The following is an 18330-nucleotide window of genomic DNA, read 5'->3' as shown; positions in this document are numbered from 1 at the left end:
TTTTCATCAACGCCGACGCGGTTAGCCCGTCAGGAACGCAGGCCGCGCCCGCGGCTGATGAGATACCAGCACAGCAGATAGAACGCGATGATAAAGCACGCCAGCACCGCGACGGTGAACAGCAGCGGGACATCGGAGATCCCAAGGAAACCGAAGCGGAAACCGCTAATCATGTAGACGATCGGGTTCAAGTGCGACAGCGCCTGCCAGAACGGCGGCAGCAGCGTCAGCGAATAGAACACCCCGCCGAGATAGGTCAGCGGCGTCAGCACGAAGGTCGGGATCAGGCTGATATCGTCAAAGGTCTTGGCGAACACCGCATTCAGCAGCCCGGCGAGCGAGAACAGAATGGCGGTCATCAACAGCGTCAGGGCGACAAACAGCCATGAGTGCACCTGGAACGGCACGAAGAACAGCGACACGGCGGTCACCAGAATACCGACGCACAGCCCGCGCGCCACGCCGCCGCCCACGTAACCGGCGATAATCACATGCGTCGGGACCGGGGCCACCAGCAGCTCTTCGATATTGCGCTGGAACTTGGCGCTGAAAAACGACGACGCCACGTTGGCGTAAGAGTTAGTAATGACCGCCATCATGATAAGACCCGGCACGATAAACTGCATGTACGTGAAGCCATGCATTTCGCCGATACGCGAGCCGATAAGGTTGCCGAAGATAATAAAATAGAGGGTCATGGTGATGACCGGCGGCACCAGCGTCTGTATCCAGATGCGGGCAAATCGGTTCACCTCTTTCGCCCAGATACTTTTCAGGGCGACCCAGTAAAGCTGCATCATGCGCGCTCTCCTTGTTTATCATTCACCAGCGTGACGAACAGCTCTTCAAGACGGTTCGCTTTGTTGCGCATACTCAGCACCTGAACGCCCTGCGCGGTCAGCTGATTAAAGACGCTGTTAATGCCCTGCTCGCGCAGCACTTCCACCTCAAGCGTTGAGGTATCCACCAGACGATACTGATAGCCTTCGAGCTTCGGCAGCGGGCTTTTCGAGGCCAGATCGAGGATGAACGTCTCCGATTTAAGCTTGGATAGCAGCGACTTCATCGAGGTGTTTTCCACCAGCTCCCCACGCTGGATGATGCCGATATTGCGACACAGCATCTCCGCCTCTTCGAGATAGTGGGTGGTGAGGATAATCGTGGTGCCTTTATCGTTAAGATCTTTCAGAAAGCCCCACATAGAGCGGCGCAGTTCGATATCCACGCCCGCCGTCGGCTCATCGAGGATCAGCAGTTTTGGCTCATGCATCAGCGCGCGGGCAATCATCAGACGACGCTTCATCCCGCCTGAAAGCATACGCGCACGTTCGTTGCGTTTTTCCCACAGATCGAGCTGATTTAAATACTTTTCGCTACGCTCGACCGCTTCGCGGCGCTCAACGCCATAGTAACCCGCCTGGTTCACCACGATCTGCTGCACGGTCTCGAAGGGGTTGAAGTTAAATTCCTGCGGCACCAGACCCAACTGGCGTTTCGCGTTAACCACATCCCGTTCCAGATCGTACCCAAACACGCGCACCCGGCCGGACGATTTATTTACCAGCGAACTGATGATGCCGATGGTGGTGGATTTCCCCGCGCCGTTCGGCCCTAGCAGGGCGTAGAAATCTCCCGCTTCGACTTGTAAATCAATGCCGCGTAGCGCCTGCACGCCGCCGGGATATGTCTTTTTAAGCTGCTCCAGTTCCAGTGCAATGGTCATGAAAGTACAGTCACCTTATTTACTTGCAGAAGTTGTGTGGTTTAAAAAAAAGTTTAGTTGCCCTATATTACCCCAACGCAATTGTCTGGTTACAGGTTGTTAACCTCTATGAAAGATATCAGCACACTCATTAGTAATAACGAAGTCTGGTCAAAAATGCTGGTGGAAGAAGACCCTGGCTTTTTTGAACGTCTGGCGCAGGCGCAGAAACCGCGCTTCCTGTGGATCGGTTGTTCCGACAGCCGCGTACCGGCTGAACGCCTCACTGGCCTTGAGCCGGGCGAGATTTTCGTTCACCGCAACGTGGCGAACCTGGTTATCCACACCGACCTTAACTGCCTCTCCGTGGTCCAGTACGCGGTTGACGTGCTGGAAGTTGAGCACATCATCATCTGCGGTCACTACGGCTGCGGCGGCGTGCAGGCGGCGGTGGAAAACCCGGAACTGGGCCTGATTAACAACTGGCTGCTGCACATTCGCGACATCTGGTTTAAACATAGCGCGCTGCTGGGCGAACTGCCGCAGGAAAAACGCCTCGACACGCTGTGCGAACTGAATGTGATGGAGCAGGTCTATAACCTCGGCCACTCCACCATCATGCAGTCCGCCTGGAAACGCGGCCAGAAAGTGACGCTTCACGGCTGGGCCTACGGCATCCACGACGGTCTTCTGCGCGATCTGGACGTGACCGCCACTGACCGCGAAACGCTGGAACAGGGCTATCGCAAAGGCGTATCCAATATCCAGAAAACTCACGCCAGCCATAAATAAGGGCGAGCGTGAAATAAAAAAAGGGGCCGCTGGCCCCTTTTTTGTGCGCCGGATTTACTCTTCCCGCATCACGACGTTGCCGATATACGGCAGATGGCGATAGCGCTGGGCATAATCGATACCGTAGCCCACCACGAATTTATCCGGGATGGAGAAGCCGACATATTCCACGGCGACATCCACTTCACGGCGCGACGGTTTATCAAGCAGCGTACAGATAGCGAGCGATTTCGGCTCGCGCAGGCTCAGGATTTCACGCACTTTGGAGAGCGTGTTGCCGGAGTCGATAATATCTTCGACGATCAACACATCTTTGCCACGGATATCTTCATCCAGATCCTTAAGGATTTTGACATCGCGCGTGGAGGACATGCCGCTGCCGTAGCTGGAGGCGGTCATAAAGTCGACTTCATGCGCCACGTGAACCTGACGGCACAGGTCCGCCATGAACATAAATGAGCCGCGCAGCAGCCCTACCAGCACCATTTCGCTGCCGCTGTCCTGATAACGTTCAGTAATCTGACGGCCCAGTTCTTCGACGCGCGCTTTAATTTCCGCCTCGGAAATCATCACTTCAACAGTATGTTTCATATCGCTAACCGTTTGATTTAAAAATAAATCACCGATACCCGCTGCGGCTGCCGCCGGTAACGATAGATAAGCGGGGCAGTATACCAGCAAAACGCCCTTCCGACAGAAAAGTGCGAAAAGCTCTTTTTGTGATTAAGATCACATATGTTAACAACTATAATAACTTGCTACTTAAAAATTAAGAGTGTGGTTATGGAAGAAACAAAAAAGACACAATCACGACTTCTCGTGATTCTCACAGCCCTGTTCGCAGCATTATCAGGACTGTATTTATTGGTTGGTGGTATATGGCTGGTTTCAATCGGTGGTTCCTGGTACTACCCCATCGCCGGGGTAGGCATGCTGGCGACCGCCTGGCTGCTGTGGAAACGTAACGCTGCGGCGTTGTGGCTCTACGCAATCATCCTGTTAGGTACGATGGCGTGGGGCATCTGGGAAGTCGGCTTCGACTTCTGGGCGCTGACGCCGCGTTGTGACGTGCTGGTGTTCTTCGGCGTATGGCTGATTCTGCCGTTCGTCTGGCGTCGCCTCAGCACGCCGTCTCGCGCAGGCGTACCGGCGCTGCTGGTCTCGTTAATCATCACTGCTGGGCTGCTGTTCTGGGCAGGCTTTAACGATCCGCAGGAAATCAACGGCACGCTCAGCGCGGACAGCACCCCTGCCGCCGTGAACGGCAGCCAGAGCATTCCTGACGGCGACTGGCCGGCTTACGGGCGTAACCAGGAAGGCCAGCGTTACTCCCCGCTCAAGCAGATCAACACCGACAACGTTCATCAGCTGAAAGAAGCCTGGGTGTTCCGCACTGGCGACCTGAAGCTGCCGAATGACCCAGGTGAAATTACTAACGAAGTGACGCCAATTAAAGTCGGCGACACCCTGTTCCTTTGCACCGCGCACCAGCGTCTTTTCGCCGTTGATGCCGCGACCGGTAAAGAGAAATGGCACTTCGATCCGCAACTGAATACGAACCCGACCTTCCAGCACGTCACGTGCCGCGGCGTGTCGTATCACGAAGCGACCACGGCGAATGCCAACCCGGATGTCGTCGCGGATTGTCCGCGTCGTATTATCCTGCCGGTGAACGACGGTCGTCTGTTTGCGGTGAATGCGGATAACGGCAAGCTGTGCGAAAGCTTCGCTAATAAAGGCATTCTGAACCTGCAAACCAACATGCCGGTGACCACACCAGGTATGTACGAGCCGACATCGCCGCCGATCGTCACCGATAAGGTGATTGTCATTGCAGGCGCGGTGACCGATAACTTCTCCACCCGTGAGCCGTCCGGCGTCATCCGTGGTTTTGATATCAACACCGGTAAACTGCTGTGGGCGTTCGATCCGGGCGCGAAAGACCCGAATGCGATCCCGGCGGATGAACATCATTTCTCGCTGAACTCCCCGAACTCCTGGGCGCCGGCGTCTTATGATGCGAAACTCGACATGGTTTACCTGCCGATGGGCGTGACCACGCCGGATATCTGGGGCGGTAATCGCACACCGGAGCAGGAACGCTACGCGAGCTCCATCGTCGCGCTGAACGCGTCTACCGGTAAGCTGGTATGGTCTTATCAGACCGTTCACCACGACCTGTGGGATATGGACCTGCCTGCGCAGCCGACCCTTGCCGACATTACCGTGAAAGGCGAAACCGTTCCGGTCATCTACGCGCCAGCGAAAACCGGCAACATTTTCGTGCTGGATCGCCGCAACGGTAAGCTCGTCGTTCCGGCGCCGGAAAAACCGGTTCCGCAGGGCGCCGCGAAAGGCGACTACGTGACGCCGACGCAGCCGTTCTCTGACCTTTCCTTCCGTCCGAAGAAAGATCTGAGCGGCGCGGATATGTGGGGCGCCACGATGTATGACCAGCTGGTCTGCCGCGTGATGTTCCACAGCCTGCGTTACGAAGGTATCTTCACGCCGCCGTCCGAGCAGGGCACGCTGGTGTTCCCGGGTAACCTGGGGATGTTCGAATGGGGCGGCCTGGCCGTTGACCCGCACCGTCAGGTGGCGATTGCCAACCCGATGGCGCTGCCGTTCGTATCGAAGCTTATCCCGCGTGGTCCGGGTAACCCGATGGAGCAGCCGAAAGACGCGAAGGGCACCGGTACTGAAGCTGGTATCCAGCCGCAGTATGGCGTGCCGTACGGCGTTACCCTGAACCCGTTCCTCTCTCCGTTTGGTCTGCCGTGTAAGCAGCCGGCATGGGGTTATATCTCCGCGCTGGATCTGAAGACCAACGACGTGGTGTGGAAAAAACGTATCGGTACGCCGCGCGACAGCATGCCGTTCCCGATGCCGTTCGCGGTGCCGTTTAACATGGGTATGCCGATGCTTGGCGGCCCGATCACCACCGGCGGCAACGTGCTGTTCATCGGTGCGACCGCGGATAACTATCTGCGCGCGTACAACGTGACCAACGGCGAGAAGCTGTGGGAAGCCCGCCTGCCGGCTGGCGGCCAGGCGACGCCGATGACCTATGAAGTGAACGGCAAGCAGTATGTCGTGATCTCCGCAGGCGGCCACGGTTCGTTCGGCACCAAAATGGGCGACTACATCGTTGCCTATGCCCTGCCGGATGATGCGAAGTAAAACCGTATCGGAAAGCAAAAAGCCCCTCATCGAGGGGCTTTTTTTATGGGCGCGGGTTGTGGGCCGGGTGTTATTTGGGACCAGTGTATTTATTCGGGAACCGGTGGGTGCGCTTCGCTTACCCACCCTACACAGAGCTCACTGTAATCCTTTTGTAGGGCGGGTAAGCGCAGCGCAGCCGCCATATCAATCTCACCGCCCTTACCGTAGGGCAGGTAAGCGAAGCGCACCCGCCATTAACGCGCATCCATCACGCCACCGTAAACCCTAACATCATCCCGGTGTCTTCATGCTCTAACAAATGGCAATGCGCCATATAGGCATGCTCGGCTGACGCCGCGTAATCAAACCGCACCAGCACTTCGCTGCGCGCGCCTTCCACCCATACCGTATCTTTCCATCCGGCGCGATGCGCGGCGGGCGGCTTGCCGTTCTCGGCCAAAATGCGGAACTGCGTACCGTGGATATGGAACGGATGCAGCATCATGTCGCCCTCGCCGGAAATGGTCCAGCGCTCATATTTGCCAAGCGCCGCCGCAAACGCGGGCGTGTTCATATCAAAGGCTTTGCCGTTAATTTTGTTGGCGTTATGGAAATCGAACCCGTGACCATCGTGGCCCATGCCGCCATGCGACATCTTCCCGTGCCCCATCTGGCCCATCATCTGTCCGTGCGAATTCCCTGCCAGCGCCTGCTTACCGTAGCGCTTTGCCAGTTCATCCATGCCCATCATATCCAGCATCGGGTCCATCATTAATTGCAGCCAGCGCGCCTGAAGGCCGTCGAGCGAAGGCAGCGCCGGAACGTCCACCAGCTTATCCGGCAGCGTCCCTGAGGCGGGCACCACGACAGGCTGAATACGCACCACCGGCTGCGGTTTATCAAATGGCGCGACCGTCATGCCCATTTGTGTGACCGGCAATGTCACGATATCGAAAGGCCGCGCGTCGCTGGTATCCACCAGCACTTCAAAACGCTCGCCCATCAGCATCGGCAGTTCAGTCACTTTCACCGGCTCCGCCAGCAGGCCGCCGTCGCTGGCGATAACGTACAGCGGGCGGTTATCGCTCGCGGCGATTTTCAGCGAACGCGCGTTACAGCCGTTCAGCAGACGCAGACGCAGCCACCCTTTCGGCGGCGTATGCTGCGGATAAAGCGCGCCGTTGCACAGTAGCGTATCGCCAAACCAGCCCACCGCAGCGGTCATGACATCCAGCTGATAATCGACCTGGCCGTCAGCGGTAAATTTCTTGTCCTGAATGATCAGCGGCACGTCGTCGACGCCCCAGATTTTGGGCAGCATCAGTTGCAGGCTTTCGGTATCTTCGATAAGCAACAGCCCCGCCAGCCCCATCGCTACCTGATGACCGGTTTTGCCATGCTGATGCGGGTGAAACCAGCAGGTTGCGGCGCGCTGCTCGGGCGTGAAGCTCACGCTGCGCGTCTGGCCCGGCGCGATAATGCCCTGCGGCCCGCCGTCCACCGCCCCCGGCACTTCCAGACCGTGCCAGTGCAACGTGGTCGCTTCGGCGAGGTTATTGCGGATATTGACATTTACCGGCTTGCCCTGGCGCAGTTTTATCGCCGGGCCCAGCAGCGAACCGTTATAGCCCCAGGTCGTGACATTTTTGCCCGCAAACGCGGTTTTACCCGCCTGAACCGTGAGCTGAATACTACTGCGGGCGTCCGGCGTCAGCAGCGCGGGGATGGGCAGCGCGGGTTGCTCTGCGGCAAACGCGGCCCGGCTCCATGTCGGCAGCGCGCTTATCGCCCCCAGCGCGGCGGTATACTTAATAAAATCTCGGCGTTGCATCTTCCCGTCCTTATCGTCAACGTGCATTCGTTGAGCTTAAACCCTCCCCTTGCGGGAAGGTCAAGTTCTGCGCGTCATTACGGTAATACGCACAGCGAATTTGTGAATAAAAACGCGTTCAGAAAGGCGCTGGAACCGCCGTCTGCCCGCATAAATCTCCTCGTCGCGCCTGAACGAAATGTGCTATCGTTGGGTATCGGTTGGCGAGTGGTAGACGTGATGAGAAAAGTAGTCAGGCTGATGTTTCTGGGCTGTCTGTTGGCCTTTTCCACCAACAGTTTTGCGCTCAGTGAATCAGAAGCGGAAGACATGGCCGACCTGACGGCTGTTTTTGTATTTCTGAAAAATGATTGTGGCTACCAGAACCTGCCGAACGGCCAGATCCGCCGCGCGCTGGTCTTTTTCGCCCAGCAGAATCAGTGGGATTTAAGCAATTACGACAGCTTTAATATGAAGGCGCTCGGCGAGGACAGTTACCGCGATCTGAGCGGCATCGCTATTCCTACCGCTAAAAAGTGCAAAGCCCTGGCGCGTGATTCGTTAAGCCTGCTTGCCTACGTGAAGTAATCCCCCTCCCCTGCTCCTTTGGTGAAATGGTGACCGTGCATCCACGGTCATAGTTAGCTATGATGTTGCGCCCGTTTTTAAGGGTTGTTAACGAAGGAGGTATCAGCCAGTGACCGAGAATCCAATGTGGCACGAAACGCTGCACGATCAGTTTGGTCAATACTTTGCCGTCGACAAAGTGCTCTATCGCGAAAAGACCGATCATCAGGATCTGATCATTTTCGAAAACTCCGCCTTTGGCCGGGTGATGGCGCTGGACGGCGTGGTGCAAACCACCGAACGCGACGAGTTTATCTATCACGAGATGATGACGCATGTCCCGCTGCTGGCCCACGGCCACGCGAAACGCGTGCTGATTATCGGCGGCGGCGACGGCGCCATGCTGCGTGAAGTGACCCGCCACCAGGGCGTGGAATCTATCACGATGGTGGAAATCGACGCGGGCGTGGTGGCGTTTTGCCGCGAGCATCTGCCTAACCACAATGCCGGTAGCTATGACGATCCGCGCTTTACGCTGGTGATTGACGACGGCGTGAATTTCGTCAACCAGACGACCCAGAAATTCGATGTGATTATCTCCGACTGCACCGATCCCATCGGGCCGGGAGAGAGCCTGTTCACGTCGGCGTTCTATGAAGGGTGCAAACGCTGCCTGAATCCGGGCGGGATTTTCGTCGCGCAGAACGGCGTCTGCTTTCTCCAGCAGGATGAAGCCATCGACAGCCATAAAAAGCTCAGCCACTACTTCGGCGACGTGAGCTTTTATCAGGCGGCCATTCCCACCTACTACGGCGGCATTATGACGTTCGCCTGGGCGACCGATAACGACGCCCTGCGCAAACTCCCGCTCGAAACCTTACAGGCGCGCTTTCACACCGCGGGGCTGAAGTGCCGTTATTACAATCCGGCCATTCATACGGCAGCTTTCGCTCTGCCGCAATATTTGCAAGATGCCCTGGCGTCTCAGGCATCCTAAGGAGGTGATAAAAATTGAAAAAGCTGAAACTGCATGGCTTTAACAACCTGACCAAAAGCCTGAGTTTTTGTATTTACGATATTTGCTACGCCAAAACGGCGGAAGAGCGCGATGGCTATATCGCGTATATCGATGAACTCTATAACGCCAACCGTCTTACGGAAATCCTGACGGAAACCTGCTCGATTATCGGCGCCAATATTCTGAATATCGCACGTCAGGACTATGAGCCCCAGGGCGCCAGCGTCACGATTCTGGTGAGCGAAGAACCCGTCGACCCGCAGCTTATCGACAAAACCGAGCACCCCGGCCCGCTGCCGGAGACGGTGGTCGCGCACCTCGACAAGAGCCATATCTGCGTCCACACCTACCCGGAAAGCCACCCTGAAGGCGGCCTGTGCACCTTTCGCGCCGACATTGAAGTGTCGACCTGCGGCGTGATTTCGCCTCTGAAGGCGCTGAATTATTTAATTCACCAGCTTGAATCCGATATCGTGACCATCGACTATCGTGTGCGCGGTTTTACCCGCGACGTGAATGGCATGAAACACTTTATCGATCATGAGATTAACTCAATACAGAACTTTATGTCTGACGACATTAAATCGCTGTATGACATGATGGACGTGAACGTTTATCAGGAAAACATCTTCCATACCAAAATGCTGCTTAAAGAGTTCGACCTTAAGCACTACATGTTCCATACCCGGCCGGAAGAGTTAACCGAAGAAGAGCGCAAGGTCATTACTGACCTGCTCTGGAAAGAGATGCGTGAAATCTATTACGGACGCAATATTCCGTCCGTATAACCCTGCGCGGCGCACGGAGGCGCCGCGTTATCCGTATTGCGCCAGAAAGTCGCGGTACGCCTGCACCACCTGAAGGAAATCCTCAACGCCGCAGAGCGACAGGCTCTCTTCATCGTAGTAGCTCATCCCTTCTTCCATTTCGTCGCCGGAAAACTCCAGCTGATTGGCGCGCACCATCACTTCTTCGCCATCCAGCCACAGCGTGTATTCATGGCCGGTTTTCTGCCACTGCCGCTCGCTGCCCTTTACGTCTCGCGCTGCCGCTTCAACTTCATCCAGCAGCGCCAGATTGCCTTTCACCTCTTCGTTGAACCAGTGCCCGAGCGCTTCGTGGCCCATTGAGAGGCGGACTTTCACCACGCCGGTGATGTCGCGCAAGAATTCATAATCCATGGTGTTTTCCTCTGGTCAGGCGTCGCCTGGCCGCTGCATTGTTTATCTCTTGTTATTATCGCAGCATGAAACGGAAAGAAAAGCGCAGCCGCCGACGAAACTGAAAACACCGTCGTAGACGAGCCGTTGCATTCGCTGTGTTACTCTTGGTTTATCTTAAGTGCTGTTGTAATGGGGTTGCCTGTGAACTTTACTCTTCTGCGCCGCGCGCTGCTGCTCGCCGCGCTGCCGCTCTCCCACGCGTATGCCGGCGAAGCGGTTCGCCTTGAATGCGTTAACCGCGGCAACGTGCTGGTCTCCTTTTTTAAATATCATCTCTCGACCATGAAGTGGGAAGACCACTTCCAGATAGCCTCCGGCATTGAGAAGAGCAAAACCGACAACGGCACGCCTTATGAAACCATTTCGTTTCGTAACGGCGACGATCTGATCTATTTCCCGGAAAAGGAGCGCTATGTGCTGTTTGATGCCGGCAAGCAGAAACCGGAACGCTGTCAGGTGGAGGGCGAGTTTACCTACCCGGTCGTGAGTCTGCCGCGCTACGACGGCAAAGCGGAATCCTGAGCCGTTCAGCGCAATAAAAAAGGGAAGCCACTGGCTTCCCTTTTTACTGGCTGTCCCGACGCGAGTCACGCCGGGCAGGCTTGCGTTATACCGCCGTCTGGAAAATCACGCCGTCTGCTTTCTCAGTGTACTGATCCAGCTGGTCGAAGTTCAGATAACGGTACGTGTCCAGCGCAGTTTTATCGACCTGGGACATGAACTGCTGATACTCGTCCGGCGTCGGCAGGCGACCAATCAGCGCCGCGACGGCGGCGAGTTCGGCAGACGCCAGATAGACGTTTGCGCCAGTACCGAGACGGTTCGGGAAGTTACGGGTTGAGGTGGACACCACCGTCGCGCCGTCTGCCACACGCGCCTGGTTACCCATGCACAGCGAGCAGCCCGGGATCTCGATACGCGCGCCGCTCTTACCGAAGACGCTGTAATAGCCCTCTTCAGTGAGCTGCGCGGCATCCATACGGGTCGGCGGGGCCACCCACAGACGGGTCGGCAGCTGGCCTTTATGGGTATCCAGCAGCTTACCCGCCGCACGGAAGTGACCGATGTTGGTCATGCACGAGCCGATAAACACTTCGTCAATCTTATCGCCAGTGACGTCAGAGAGCAGACGCGCGTCGTCCGGATCGTTCGGTGCGCAGAGAATCGGCTCTTTAATCTCATTGAGATCGATCTCGATCACCGCCGCGTATTCGGCGTCAGCATCGGCTTCCAGCAGTTGCGGATCGGCCAGCCACTTCTCCATGCCCTGGATACGACGCTCCAGCGTACGACGATCGCCGTAGCCTTCCGCAATCATCCACTTCAGCAGCACGATGTTGGAGCTGAGATACTCAATGATCGGCTCCTGGTTGAGCTTGATGGTACAGCCCGCCGCAGAACGCTCGGCAGAGGCGTCGGTCAGCTCAAAGGCCTGCTCAACTTTCAGATCCGGCAGCCCTTCGATTTCCAGAATGCGACCAGAGAAGATGTTTTTCTTCCCTTTCTTCTCAACGGTCAGCAGGCCCTGCTGAATCGCGTAGTACGGGATTGCATGCACCAGATCGCGAAGCGTAATGCCCGGCTGCATCTGGCCTTTAAAGCGCACCAGAACGGATTCCGGCATATCGAGCGGCATCACGCCGGTCGCGGCAGCGAACGCTACCAGGCCAGAGCCCGCCGGGAACGAAATCCCGATCGGGAAACGGGTGTGGGAATCACCACCGGTGCCGACGGTATCCGGCAGCAGCATGCGGTTCAGCCAGGAGTGAATGACGCCATCGCCAGGACGCAGCGACACGCCGCCGCGGTTCATGATGAAGTCCGGCAGGGTGTGGTGCGTGGTAACGTCAACCGGCTTCGGATACGCCGCCGTGTGGCAGAAGGACTGCATCACGAGATCGGCGGAGAAGCCGAGGCACGCCAGGTCTTTCAGTTCATCACGGGTCATCGGCCCGGTGGTGTCCTGTGAGCCTACGGAGGTCATTTTCGGCTCGCAATACGCGCCCGGACGGACGCCGGCGACGCCGCAGGCGCGACCGACCATTTTCTGCGCCAGCGAGTAACCGCGGTTGCTTTCAGCCACATCTTTCGCGTGACGGAACACGTCGCTGTGTGGCAGGCCCAGCGCTTCACGCGCTTTGGTGGTCAGGCCGCGGCCGATAATCAGCGGAATACGACCGCCCGCGCGTACTTCGTCGATCAGTACGTCGGTTTTGAGTTCAAAATTCGCCAGCAGCTCGCCGGTTTCGTGATTACGTACTTCGCCTTTGAACGGATAGATGTCAATCACATCGCCCATATTCAGCAAAGAGACGTCCACTTCGATAGGCAGCGCGCCCGCATCTTCCATAGTGTTGAAGAAAATAGGCGCGATTTTGCCGCCCAGCACCACGCCACCGCCGCGTTTGTTCGGCACGTACGGGATGTCATCGCCCATAAACCACAGCACGGAGTTGGTGGCGGATTTACGGGAGGAGCCGGTGCCGACGACATCGCCGACGTAGGCCAGCGGGAAGCCTTTCTGGTTCAGCGCTTCGATCTGTTTGATCGGGCCGACCACGCCAGGTTGATCCGGCTCAATGCCTTCACGGGCGTTTTTCAGCATCGCCAGGGCGTGCAGCGGGATATCCGGGCGCGACCAGGCATCCGGCGCCGGAGAGAGATCGTCGGTGTTGGTTTCACCGGTCACTTTAAACACGGTGACGGTGATTTTGTCTGCCAGCGCGGGACGAGACAGGAACCATTCGGCGTCGGCCCAGGACTGCATGATCTGCTTCGCGTAAGCGTTACCCGCTTTCGCCTTCTCTTCCACATCGTAGAAGTTATCGAACATCAGCAGCGTATGGGACAGCGCTTTGGCGGCAATCGGCGCCAGCGTGTCGTTATCCAGCGCTTCGATCAGCGGATGGATGTTGTAACCGCCCTGCATGGTGCCTAAGAGTTCAACGGCTTTTTCAGGGGTTACCAGCGGGGAGGTGGCTTCGCCTTTGGCGACAGCGGCAAGGAAACCTGCTTTTACATAGGCGGCTTCGTCAACGCCCGGGGGTACGCGGTTGATCAGCAGGTCTAACAGAAACTCTTCTTCACCCGCAGGCGGGTTCTTCAGCAGCTCGACGAGTGCGGCCATTTGGGTTGCATCTAAGGGTTTGGCTACAATCCCCTCGGCGGCACGCTCAGCTACGTGCTTACGGTATTCTTCTAGCACGACGGTTCTCCTCGCTCTCATTGTCATAGTGGGAGCCAGGCTTCTCTCTTCACGCTCCTGTGAGACAGCAGTTTGTAGGGTAAATGCCCGGATCCGCGACGGGGAGAATAGCAGGAATTTGATGGGGTGTTAATCTGTTTACAAAAAAGCAACATTAAATATTTGCTGAATCGTTAAGCTGCGCAGAAGGCGTTTCAGAAGTGTGTTTTGGGGCACAAAAAAACCGCCGTGTGGCGGTTTCTCTGTTGTACGCGGGTGGTAGCAGGCACCGTTGTACAGTTTGTGCGGCAAGCTCAACACACGATGAAGCATGCCATTACCTGAACCGGCGATCAAGCGTATCTGTACGTTTTGCGTACTGCTTTCAGAATTTACATGTAAGCCGCTGCAACCCCTGAAAACCGCTTCCGGCCACCTCTCTGGCCCGCTACAGTAGCGCCTGGCCTGCTTCGCTGGTGTAGCAGCCAGTCACCGGGCCCGGAAGCAGTTCCAATAACCTACGTGGCAAGCTCAACATACTTGCCTGGTTCTGCCTTTCCCGGTGAAGAGAGGATCAACGTAGCGCCTTCGGGACTACTCGCAATGGAGATGCGTTGGCTTTTTGCGCTCATCGTTGCGCTGGGTTCGCTGCTGGCGGCGTCGCACGGTGGCTGGAATATTTCCGACATCACGGTGCTGCTGGTGGTGAATCTGGGCAATTAAGCTGCTGACCGCCCGTAAGGGCGGTCTTTTACGTCTCCCCGCCCTGCGCTCCGTTATCGGTTATAATCGTGTAATAAATACTCACATTCTTATTCCGGACTATGCGGTCCCTTTCCCCATTTACGTTAAAAAAGGAAAACACGAGTAGATAATACTCGCGGCAACACCACGCCGTAAGGCACCGTTAGCCCCGGAGTCCTCTATGAAGTTGCCTTTAAAGCCACACCTGCTCGCGCTACTGTGCAGCGCCGGGCTGTTTGCCGCCTCGGGCGTCCTGTTTGTGAAAAGTCAGGCTCCCGCCGCCCCTGCCCAAACGCCTGTTGCCGCGCAACCCGCGCCAACGCAGGCTCCGCCTGCGCCTGCTACGCCAGCCGCCCCAACGTTTTCAGCCGCGCAAATCGATCAATGGGTGGCGCCCGTCGCGCTCTACCCTGACGCGCTGCTATCCCAAATATTGATGGCGGCCACCTATCCCACGAACCTGGTGCAGGCCGCGCAGTGGTCGCAGGACCATCCCACGCTGCAGGGCGACGCCGCCATCCAGGCGGTGGCCGGGCAACCGTGGGACGCCAGCGTGAAATCACTGGTCGCTTTCCCGCAACTGATGTCGCTGCTGGGACAAAACCCGCCGTGGATACAAAACCTGGGGGATGCCTTTCTGGCACAGCCCGATGACGTCATGGCCTCGGTACAGCGCCTGCGCGCGCTGGCCCAACAGACAGGCGCGCTGACCTCCTCGCCGCAGCAGAAGGTGACGACCCTGACCAAAACCGCGCCGCCCGCTCCGGCAGAGAAAACGACCGCCGCCCCGCGCAGCTCAACGATTATTGAAATCGAACCCGCCACCCCTGACGTGGTTTACGTTCCCGCCTATAACCCGGCCACGGTTTACGGCGCCTGGCCGAATGCCGCTTACCCGCCCGTTTATTTGCCTCCAACGCCTGGCGAGCAGTTCAGCAGCAGTTTTGTTAAAGGTCTGGGATACAGTCTCGGCGTCGCCACGACTTACGCGCTCTTCAGCGCCATCGACTGGGATGATGACGATCATCATCATGACGATGATTACCATCACCACGATCATCATGACGGCGGCTATTCGCATAACGGCGATAACATCAATATTAATGTGAATAACTACAACCGGATCACCGGTGAAAACCGGCCGGGGAACACGATACCCTGGCACCATAATCCGGCGTATCGCTACGGCGTCGGCTATGCCGATAACCGCGTCGCCGCGCAGTATCACTCTCCTGACAGCGCCACAGGCCTGAGCGCGACTCAGGCGCCCGCCAGCCGGGCGTCGCAGCGTCAGGCCGCAGCCGCGCGGTTTCAGCAATCGACAGGGCATAGCGCCGCGCCCAATGCTTCGCATCAGCCAGGCCGCCAGCCATTGCAGGCGCGCGCGCAGCGCAGTAACTACCGCGGTTACGATATCAGTAAGCCCGCGGTACAACGGCAGGAAAAACGTACGCATAACGCGCAGGAACGCCAGGCTTCACGAAACGTGGCTTATCACGATACGCGCGCCAGCGCGCTCAGCGGTAACGACAGCCGCTCCGCCAACTGGCAGGCGCAGCAGCAGCGCGGTTTACAAAGCCGCCAGCGGGCAGCCATCCCTCATTCGGACACGCCGGTAAACGCGCAGCATCCTGTCCGTCATCACGCTGAACGCCATCACTAAGGAGAAAAAGGTGAAACTCACATTCCTCGCCGCCCTGGCGTTCGGTTTAACCTCAACATACGCCCTCGCGCTGGCGCAATTCGCCACGCCGGAACAGGCCGCCGATGCCCTGACGCAGGCTATCGACACGCAGAATGAGACCGCACTCAATCATCTTCTCGGCGATGACTGGCGTCAGATATTGCCGCCCGAAGGAGCCGATCCTGAAGCGGTTGACCGCTTCCTGCGTGACTGGAGCGTCAGTCACCATGTGGTACAGCACGGCGACACCGCGCACCTGGAAGTGGGCGCGCAACGCTGGCAGTTGCCGATCCCCATCGTGAAAAGCGCGCAGGGCTGGCGGTTCGATATGCAGGGCGCCGCGGATGAAATCGCCACCCGCACGATAGGGCGCAACGAACTCGCCGCGATTGAGACGCTGCACGCCAGCGTTGACGCACAGCAGAGTTATTACGCCCTGCATCAGCGCTACGCACAGAAAATCGTCAGCAGCGAAGGGAAAAAGGATGGGCTCTACTGGCCGGTAAAACCTGGCGAGGCGCCAAGCCCGCTCGGCCCGGCGTTCAGCCCGCAGACCGCGGATACCGGCTATCACGGTTACCGTTTTCGTCTTTTACCGGCTCACGATAACGGCTTTACGATGATCGCCTGGCCCGTCCGTTACGGCGAGACCGGGGTGATGAGCTTTATCGTGAACCAGGATGACACCGTTTATCAGAAAGATTCTGGTCAGCAGTCGTCGCAAAAGGCGCAGGCGCTCGCCGCGTTTGATCCGGATGACGGCTGGCAGAAAGTCACTGCTGAATAACAGGCATAAAAAAACGCCTCCGAAGAGGCGTTTTTATTTAGCGAGAGAAACTTACTTTTTCTTCGCTTTCGGGTTCGGCAGGTCGGTGATGCTGCCTTCGAACACTTCTGCCGCCAGACCTACAGACTCGTGCAGGGTCGGGTGCGCGTGGATGGTGAGCGCGATATCTTCAGCGTCACAACCCATTTCGATAGCCAGACCGATTTCACCCAGCAGCTCGCCGCCGTTGGTGCCGACAATCGCGCCGCCGATAACACGGTGGGTTTCTTTGTCGAAAATCAGTTTGGTCATACCGTCTGCGCAATCGGAAGCGATAGCACGGCCAGATGCCGCCCACGGGAAGGTGGCGGTTTCGTAGCTGATGCCTTTCTCTTTCGCTTCTTTCTCGGTCAGACCCACCCATGCCACTTCCGGCTCGGTGTAAGCGATAGACGGGATCACTTTCGGGTCGAAGTAGTGCTTCATGCCCGCGATAACTTCAGCGGCAACGTGACCTTCGTGAACGCCTTTGTGCGCCAGCATCGGCTGACCGACGATATCGCCGATAGCGTAGATGTGCGGCACGTTGGTGCGCATTTGTTTGTCAACGCGGATGAAGCCACGGTCGTCCACTTCCACGCCCGCTTTGCCTGCATCCAGGTTTTTGCCGTTCGGCACACGGCCGATAGCGACCAGCACCGCATCGTAACGCTGCGCTTCCGCAGGCGCTTTTTTGCCTTCCATGGAAACGTAAATACCGTCTTCTTTCGCTTCAACGGCAGTTACTTTGGTTTCCAGCATCAGGTTGAATTTCTTGCTGATACGTTTGGTGAAGACTTTCACGACGTCTTTGTCGGCAGCCGGGATAACCTGGTCGAACATTTCAACCACGTCGATCTCTGAACCCAGCGCATGGTAAACGGTACCCATCTCCAGACCGATGATACCGCCGCCCATAACCAGCATGCGTTTCGGTACTTCTTTCAGTTCCAGCGCATCGGTGGAATCCCATACGCGCGGATCTTCGTGCGGAATAAACGGCAGCTGAATCGGACGGGAACCCGCCGCGATGATAGCGTTGTCGAAGTTGATAACGGTTTTGCCGTTCTCGCCTTCCACTTCCAGGGTGTTCGCGCCGGTGAATTTACCCAGGCCGTTCACCACTTTCACTTTACGGCCTTTGGCCATACCAGACAGACCGCCGGTCAGCTGATTGATGACTTTTTCTTTCCAGGTGCGGATTTTATCGATGTCGGTTTTCGGCTCGCCGAAAACGATGCCGTGCTCGGCCAGCGCTTTAGCTTCTTCGATAACTTTCGCTACGTGCAGCAGCGCTTTAGAAGGGATACAGCCTACGTTCAGGCAAACACCGCCCAGGGTGCTGTAACGCTCGACGATTACGGTTTCCAGACCTAAGTCAGCGCAACGGAAGGCTGCAGAGTAACCTGCCGGGCCTGCCCCAAGTACCACGACCTGAGTTTTGATTTCAGTACTCATCATGACCTCTTTGTAATTTTCCGGCGGGTCTGACGCTTAAGTTTTAACGCCCATCATCCACCGGGACGTTCTATCCGCTCGCATTTTACAAAACTGTTAACAATTTTGAAACAACAAACGGCAGACGAATCCTTTTGGCATCCAATAATTTCGCACAGTCAGGCGGAATTACCAGAAAAAA

General features: G+C 57.1%; 15 protein-coding genes. 8 read left to right on the top strand and 7 right to left on the bottom strand.

Features of this window, described 5'->3' with window-relative positions; all coding sequences use genetic code 11:
* Positions 1-29: 29 nt before the first annotated feature.
* Both AACV31_RS20065 and AACV31_RS20060 read right to left on the bottom strand, forming a co-directional pair.
* Positions 30-800 carry an ABC transporter permease gene (locus AACV31_RS20065; protein ID WP_007768867.1) on the bottom strand — a complete coding sequence of 257 codons (771 nt, stop codon included), beginning with the start codon at positions 798-800 and terminating at the stop codon, positions 30-32.
* Complete coding sequence (locus AACV31_RS20060) at positions 797-1723, bottom strand: ABC transporter ATP-binding protein (protein WP_007768866.1); 927 nt, start codon at positions 1721-1723, stop codon at positions 797-799. The genes AACV31_RS20065 and AACV31_RS20060 overlap by 4 nt, the downstream gene beginning before the upstream one ends.
* A 108-nt stretch (positions 1724-1831) precedes the next feature.
* Here AACV31_RS20060 and can point away from each other — a divergent pair, with 108 nt between their 5' ends.
* Entirely contained in the window at positions 1832-2494 is a 663-nt protein-coding gene (gene can / locus AACV31_RS20055; RefSeq protein WP_012815327.1) for a carbonate dehydratase, read from the top strand.
* Positions 2495-2548: 54 nt separating this feature from the next.
* Here the strand turns inward: can and hpt are convergent, their stop codons facing one another.
* Entirely contained in the window at positions 2549-3085 is a 537-nt protein-coding gene (gene hpt, locus AACV31_RS20050; RefSeq protein ID WP_165155926.1) for a hypoxanthine phosphoribosyltransferase, read from the bottom strand.
* Between the two features lie 192 nt (positions 3086-3277).
* On the opposite strand from hpt, the gene AACV31_RS20045 reads away from it, so the two are divergent.
* Positions 3278-5674, top strand: coding sequence for a glucose/quinate/shikimate family membrane-bound PQQ-dependent dehydrogenase (locus AACV31_RS20045; RefSeq protein ID WP_075197714.1), 2397 nt, complete (start codon positions 3278-3280; stop codon positions 5672-5674).
* A gap of 250 nt (positions 5675-5924) precedes the next feature.
* On the opposite strand, the gene cueO is transcribed toward AACV31_RS20045, so the two are convergent.
* Entirely contained in the window at positions 5925-7487 is a 1563-nt protein-coding gene (cueO, locus tag AACV31_RS20040; RefSeq protein ID WP_165155924.1) for a multicopper oxidase CueO, read from the bottom strand.
* A gap of 219 nt (positions 7488-7706) precedes the next feature.
* Here cueO and AACV31_RS20035 point away from each other — a divergent pair, with 219 nt between their 5' ends.
* From AACV31_RS20035 to speD, 3 genes are all read left to right on the top strand, one after another.
* Complete coding sequence (locus AACV31_RS20035) at positions 7707-8054, top strand: YacC family pilotin-like protein (RefSeq protein WP_015386992.1); 348 nt, start codon at positions 7707-7709, stop codon at positions 8052-8054.
* 124 nt (positions 8055-8178) lie between these two features.
* Positions 8179-9030, top strand: a complete 852-nt coding sequence (speE, locus tag AACV31_RS20030; protein ID WP_032806177.1) for a polyamine aminopropyltransferase — start codon at positions 8179-8181, stop codon at positions 9028-9030.
* Positions 9031-9044: 14 nt separating this feature from the next.
* On the top strand, positions 9045-9839 hold the full coding sequence (gene speD, locus AACV31_RS20025; RefSeq protein WP_075197716.1) for an adenosylmethionine decarboxylase: 795 nt from the start codon (positions 9045-9047) through the stop codon (positions 9837-9839).
* Between the two features lie 27 nt (positions 9840-9866).
* On the opposite strand, the gene yacL is transcribed toward speD, so the two are convergent.
* Positions 9867-10232, bottom strand: coding sequence for a protein YacL (gene yacL, locus AACV31_RS20020; RefSeq protein ID WP_007707680.1), 366 nt, complete (start codon positions 10230-10232; stop codon positions 9867-9869).
* Positions 10233-10415: 183 nt separating this feature from the next.
* On the opposite strand from yacL, the gene AACV31_RS20015 reads away from it, so the two are divergent.
* Positions 10416-10796 carry a hypothetical protein gene (locus tag AACV31_RS20015; protein ID WP_007768674.1) on the top strand — a complete coding sequence of 127 codons (381 nt, stop codon included), beginning with the start codon at positions 10416-10418 and terminating at the stop codon, positions 10794-10796.
* An 85-nt stretch (positions 10797-10881) separates the two neighbouring features.
* On the opposite strand, the gene acnB is transcribed toward AACV31_RS20015, so the two are convergent.
* Positions 10882-13479 carry a bifunctional aconitate hydratase 2/2-methylisocitrate dehydratase gene (gene acnB / locus AACV31_RS20010; protein WP_165155922.1) on the bottom strand — a complete coding sequence of 866 codons (2598 nt, stop codon included), beginning with the start codon at positions 13477-13479 and terminating at the stop codon, positions 10882-10884.
* Positions 13480-14383: 904 nt separating this feature from the next.
* Here acnB and AACV31_RS20005 point away from each other — a divergent pair.
* Together AACV31_RS20005 and AACV31_RS20000 are read left to right on the top strand one after the other, a co-directional pair.
* Entirely contained in the window at positions 14384-15865 is a 1482-nt protein-coding gene (locus AACV31_RS20005) for a DUF3300 domain-containing protein (protein ID WP_165155920.1), read from the top strand.
* Positions 15866-15875: 10 nt separating this feature from the next.
* On the top strand, positions 15876-16673 hold the full coding sequence (locus AACV31_RS20000; protein WP_165155918.1) for a DUF2950 family protein: 798 nt from the start codon (positions 15876-15878) through the stop codon (positions 16671-16673).
* Between the two features lie 51 nt (positions 16674-16724).
* On the opposite strand, the gene lpdA is transcribed toward AACV31_RS20000, so the two are convergent.
* Positions 16725-18149, bottom strand: coding sequence for a dihydrolipoyl dehydrogenase (gene lpdA, locus AACV31_RS19995; protein WP_004388373.1), 1425 nt, complete (start codon positions 18147-18149; stop codon positions 16725-16727).
* Positions 18150-18330: the final 181 nt, after the last annotated feature.

Origin of the sequence: Cronobacter sp. EKM101R (assembly GCF_963888145.1) — a bacterium.
Lineage (GTDB): Bacteria > Pseudomonadota > Gammaproteobacteria > Enterobacterales > Enterobacteriaceae > Cronobacter > Cronobacter turicensis.
Note: the sequence above shows the minus strand (reverse complement) of the source record. Positions and strands in the feature narration are given on the sequence as shown.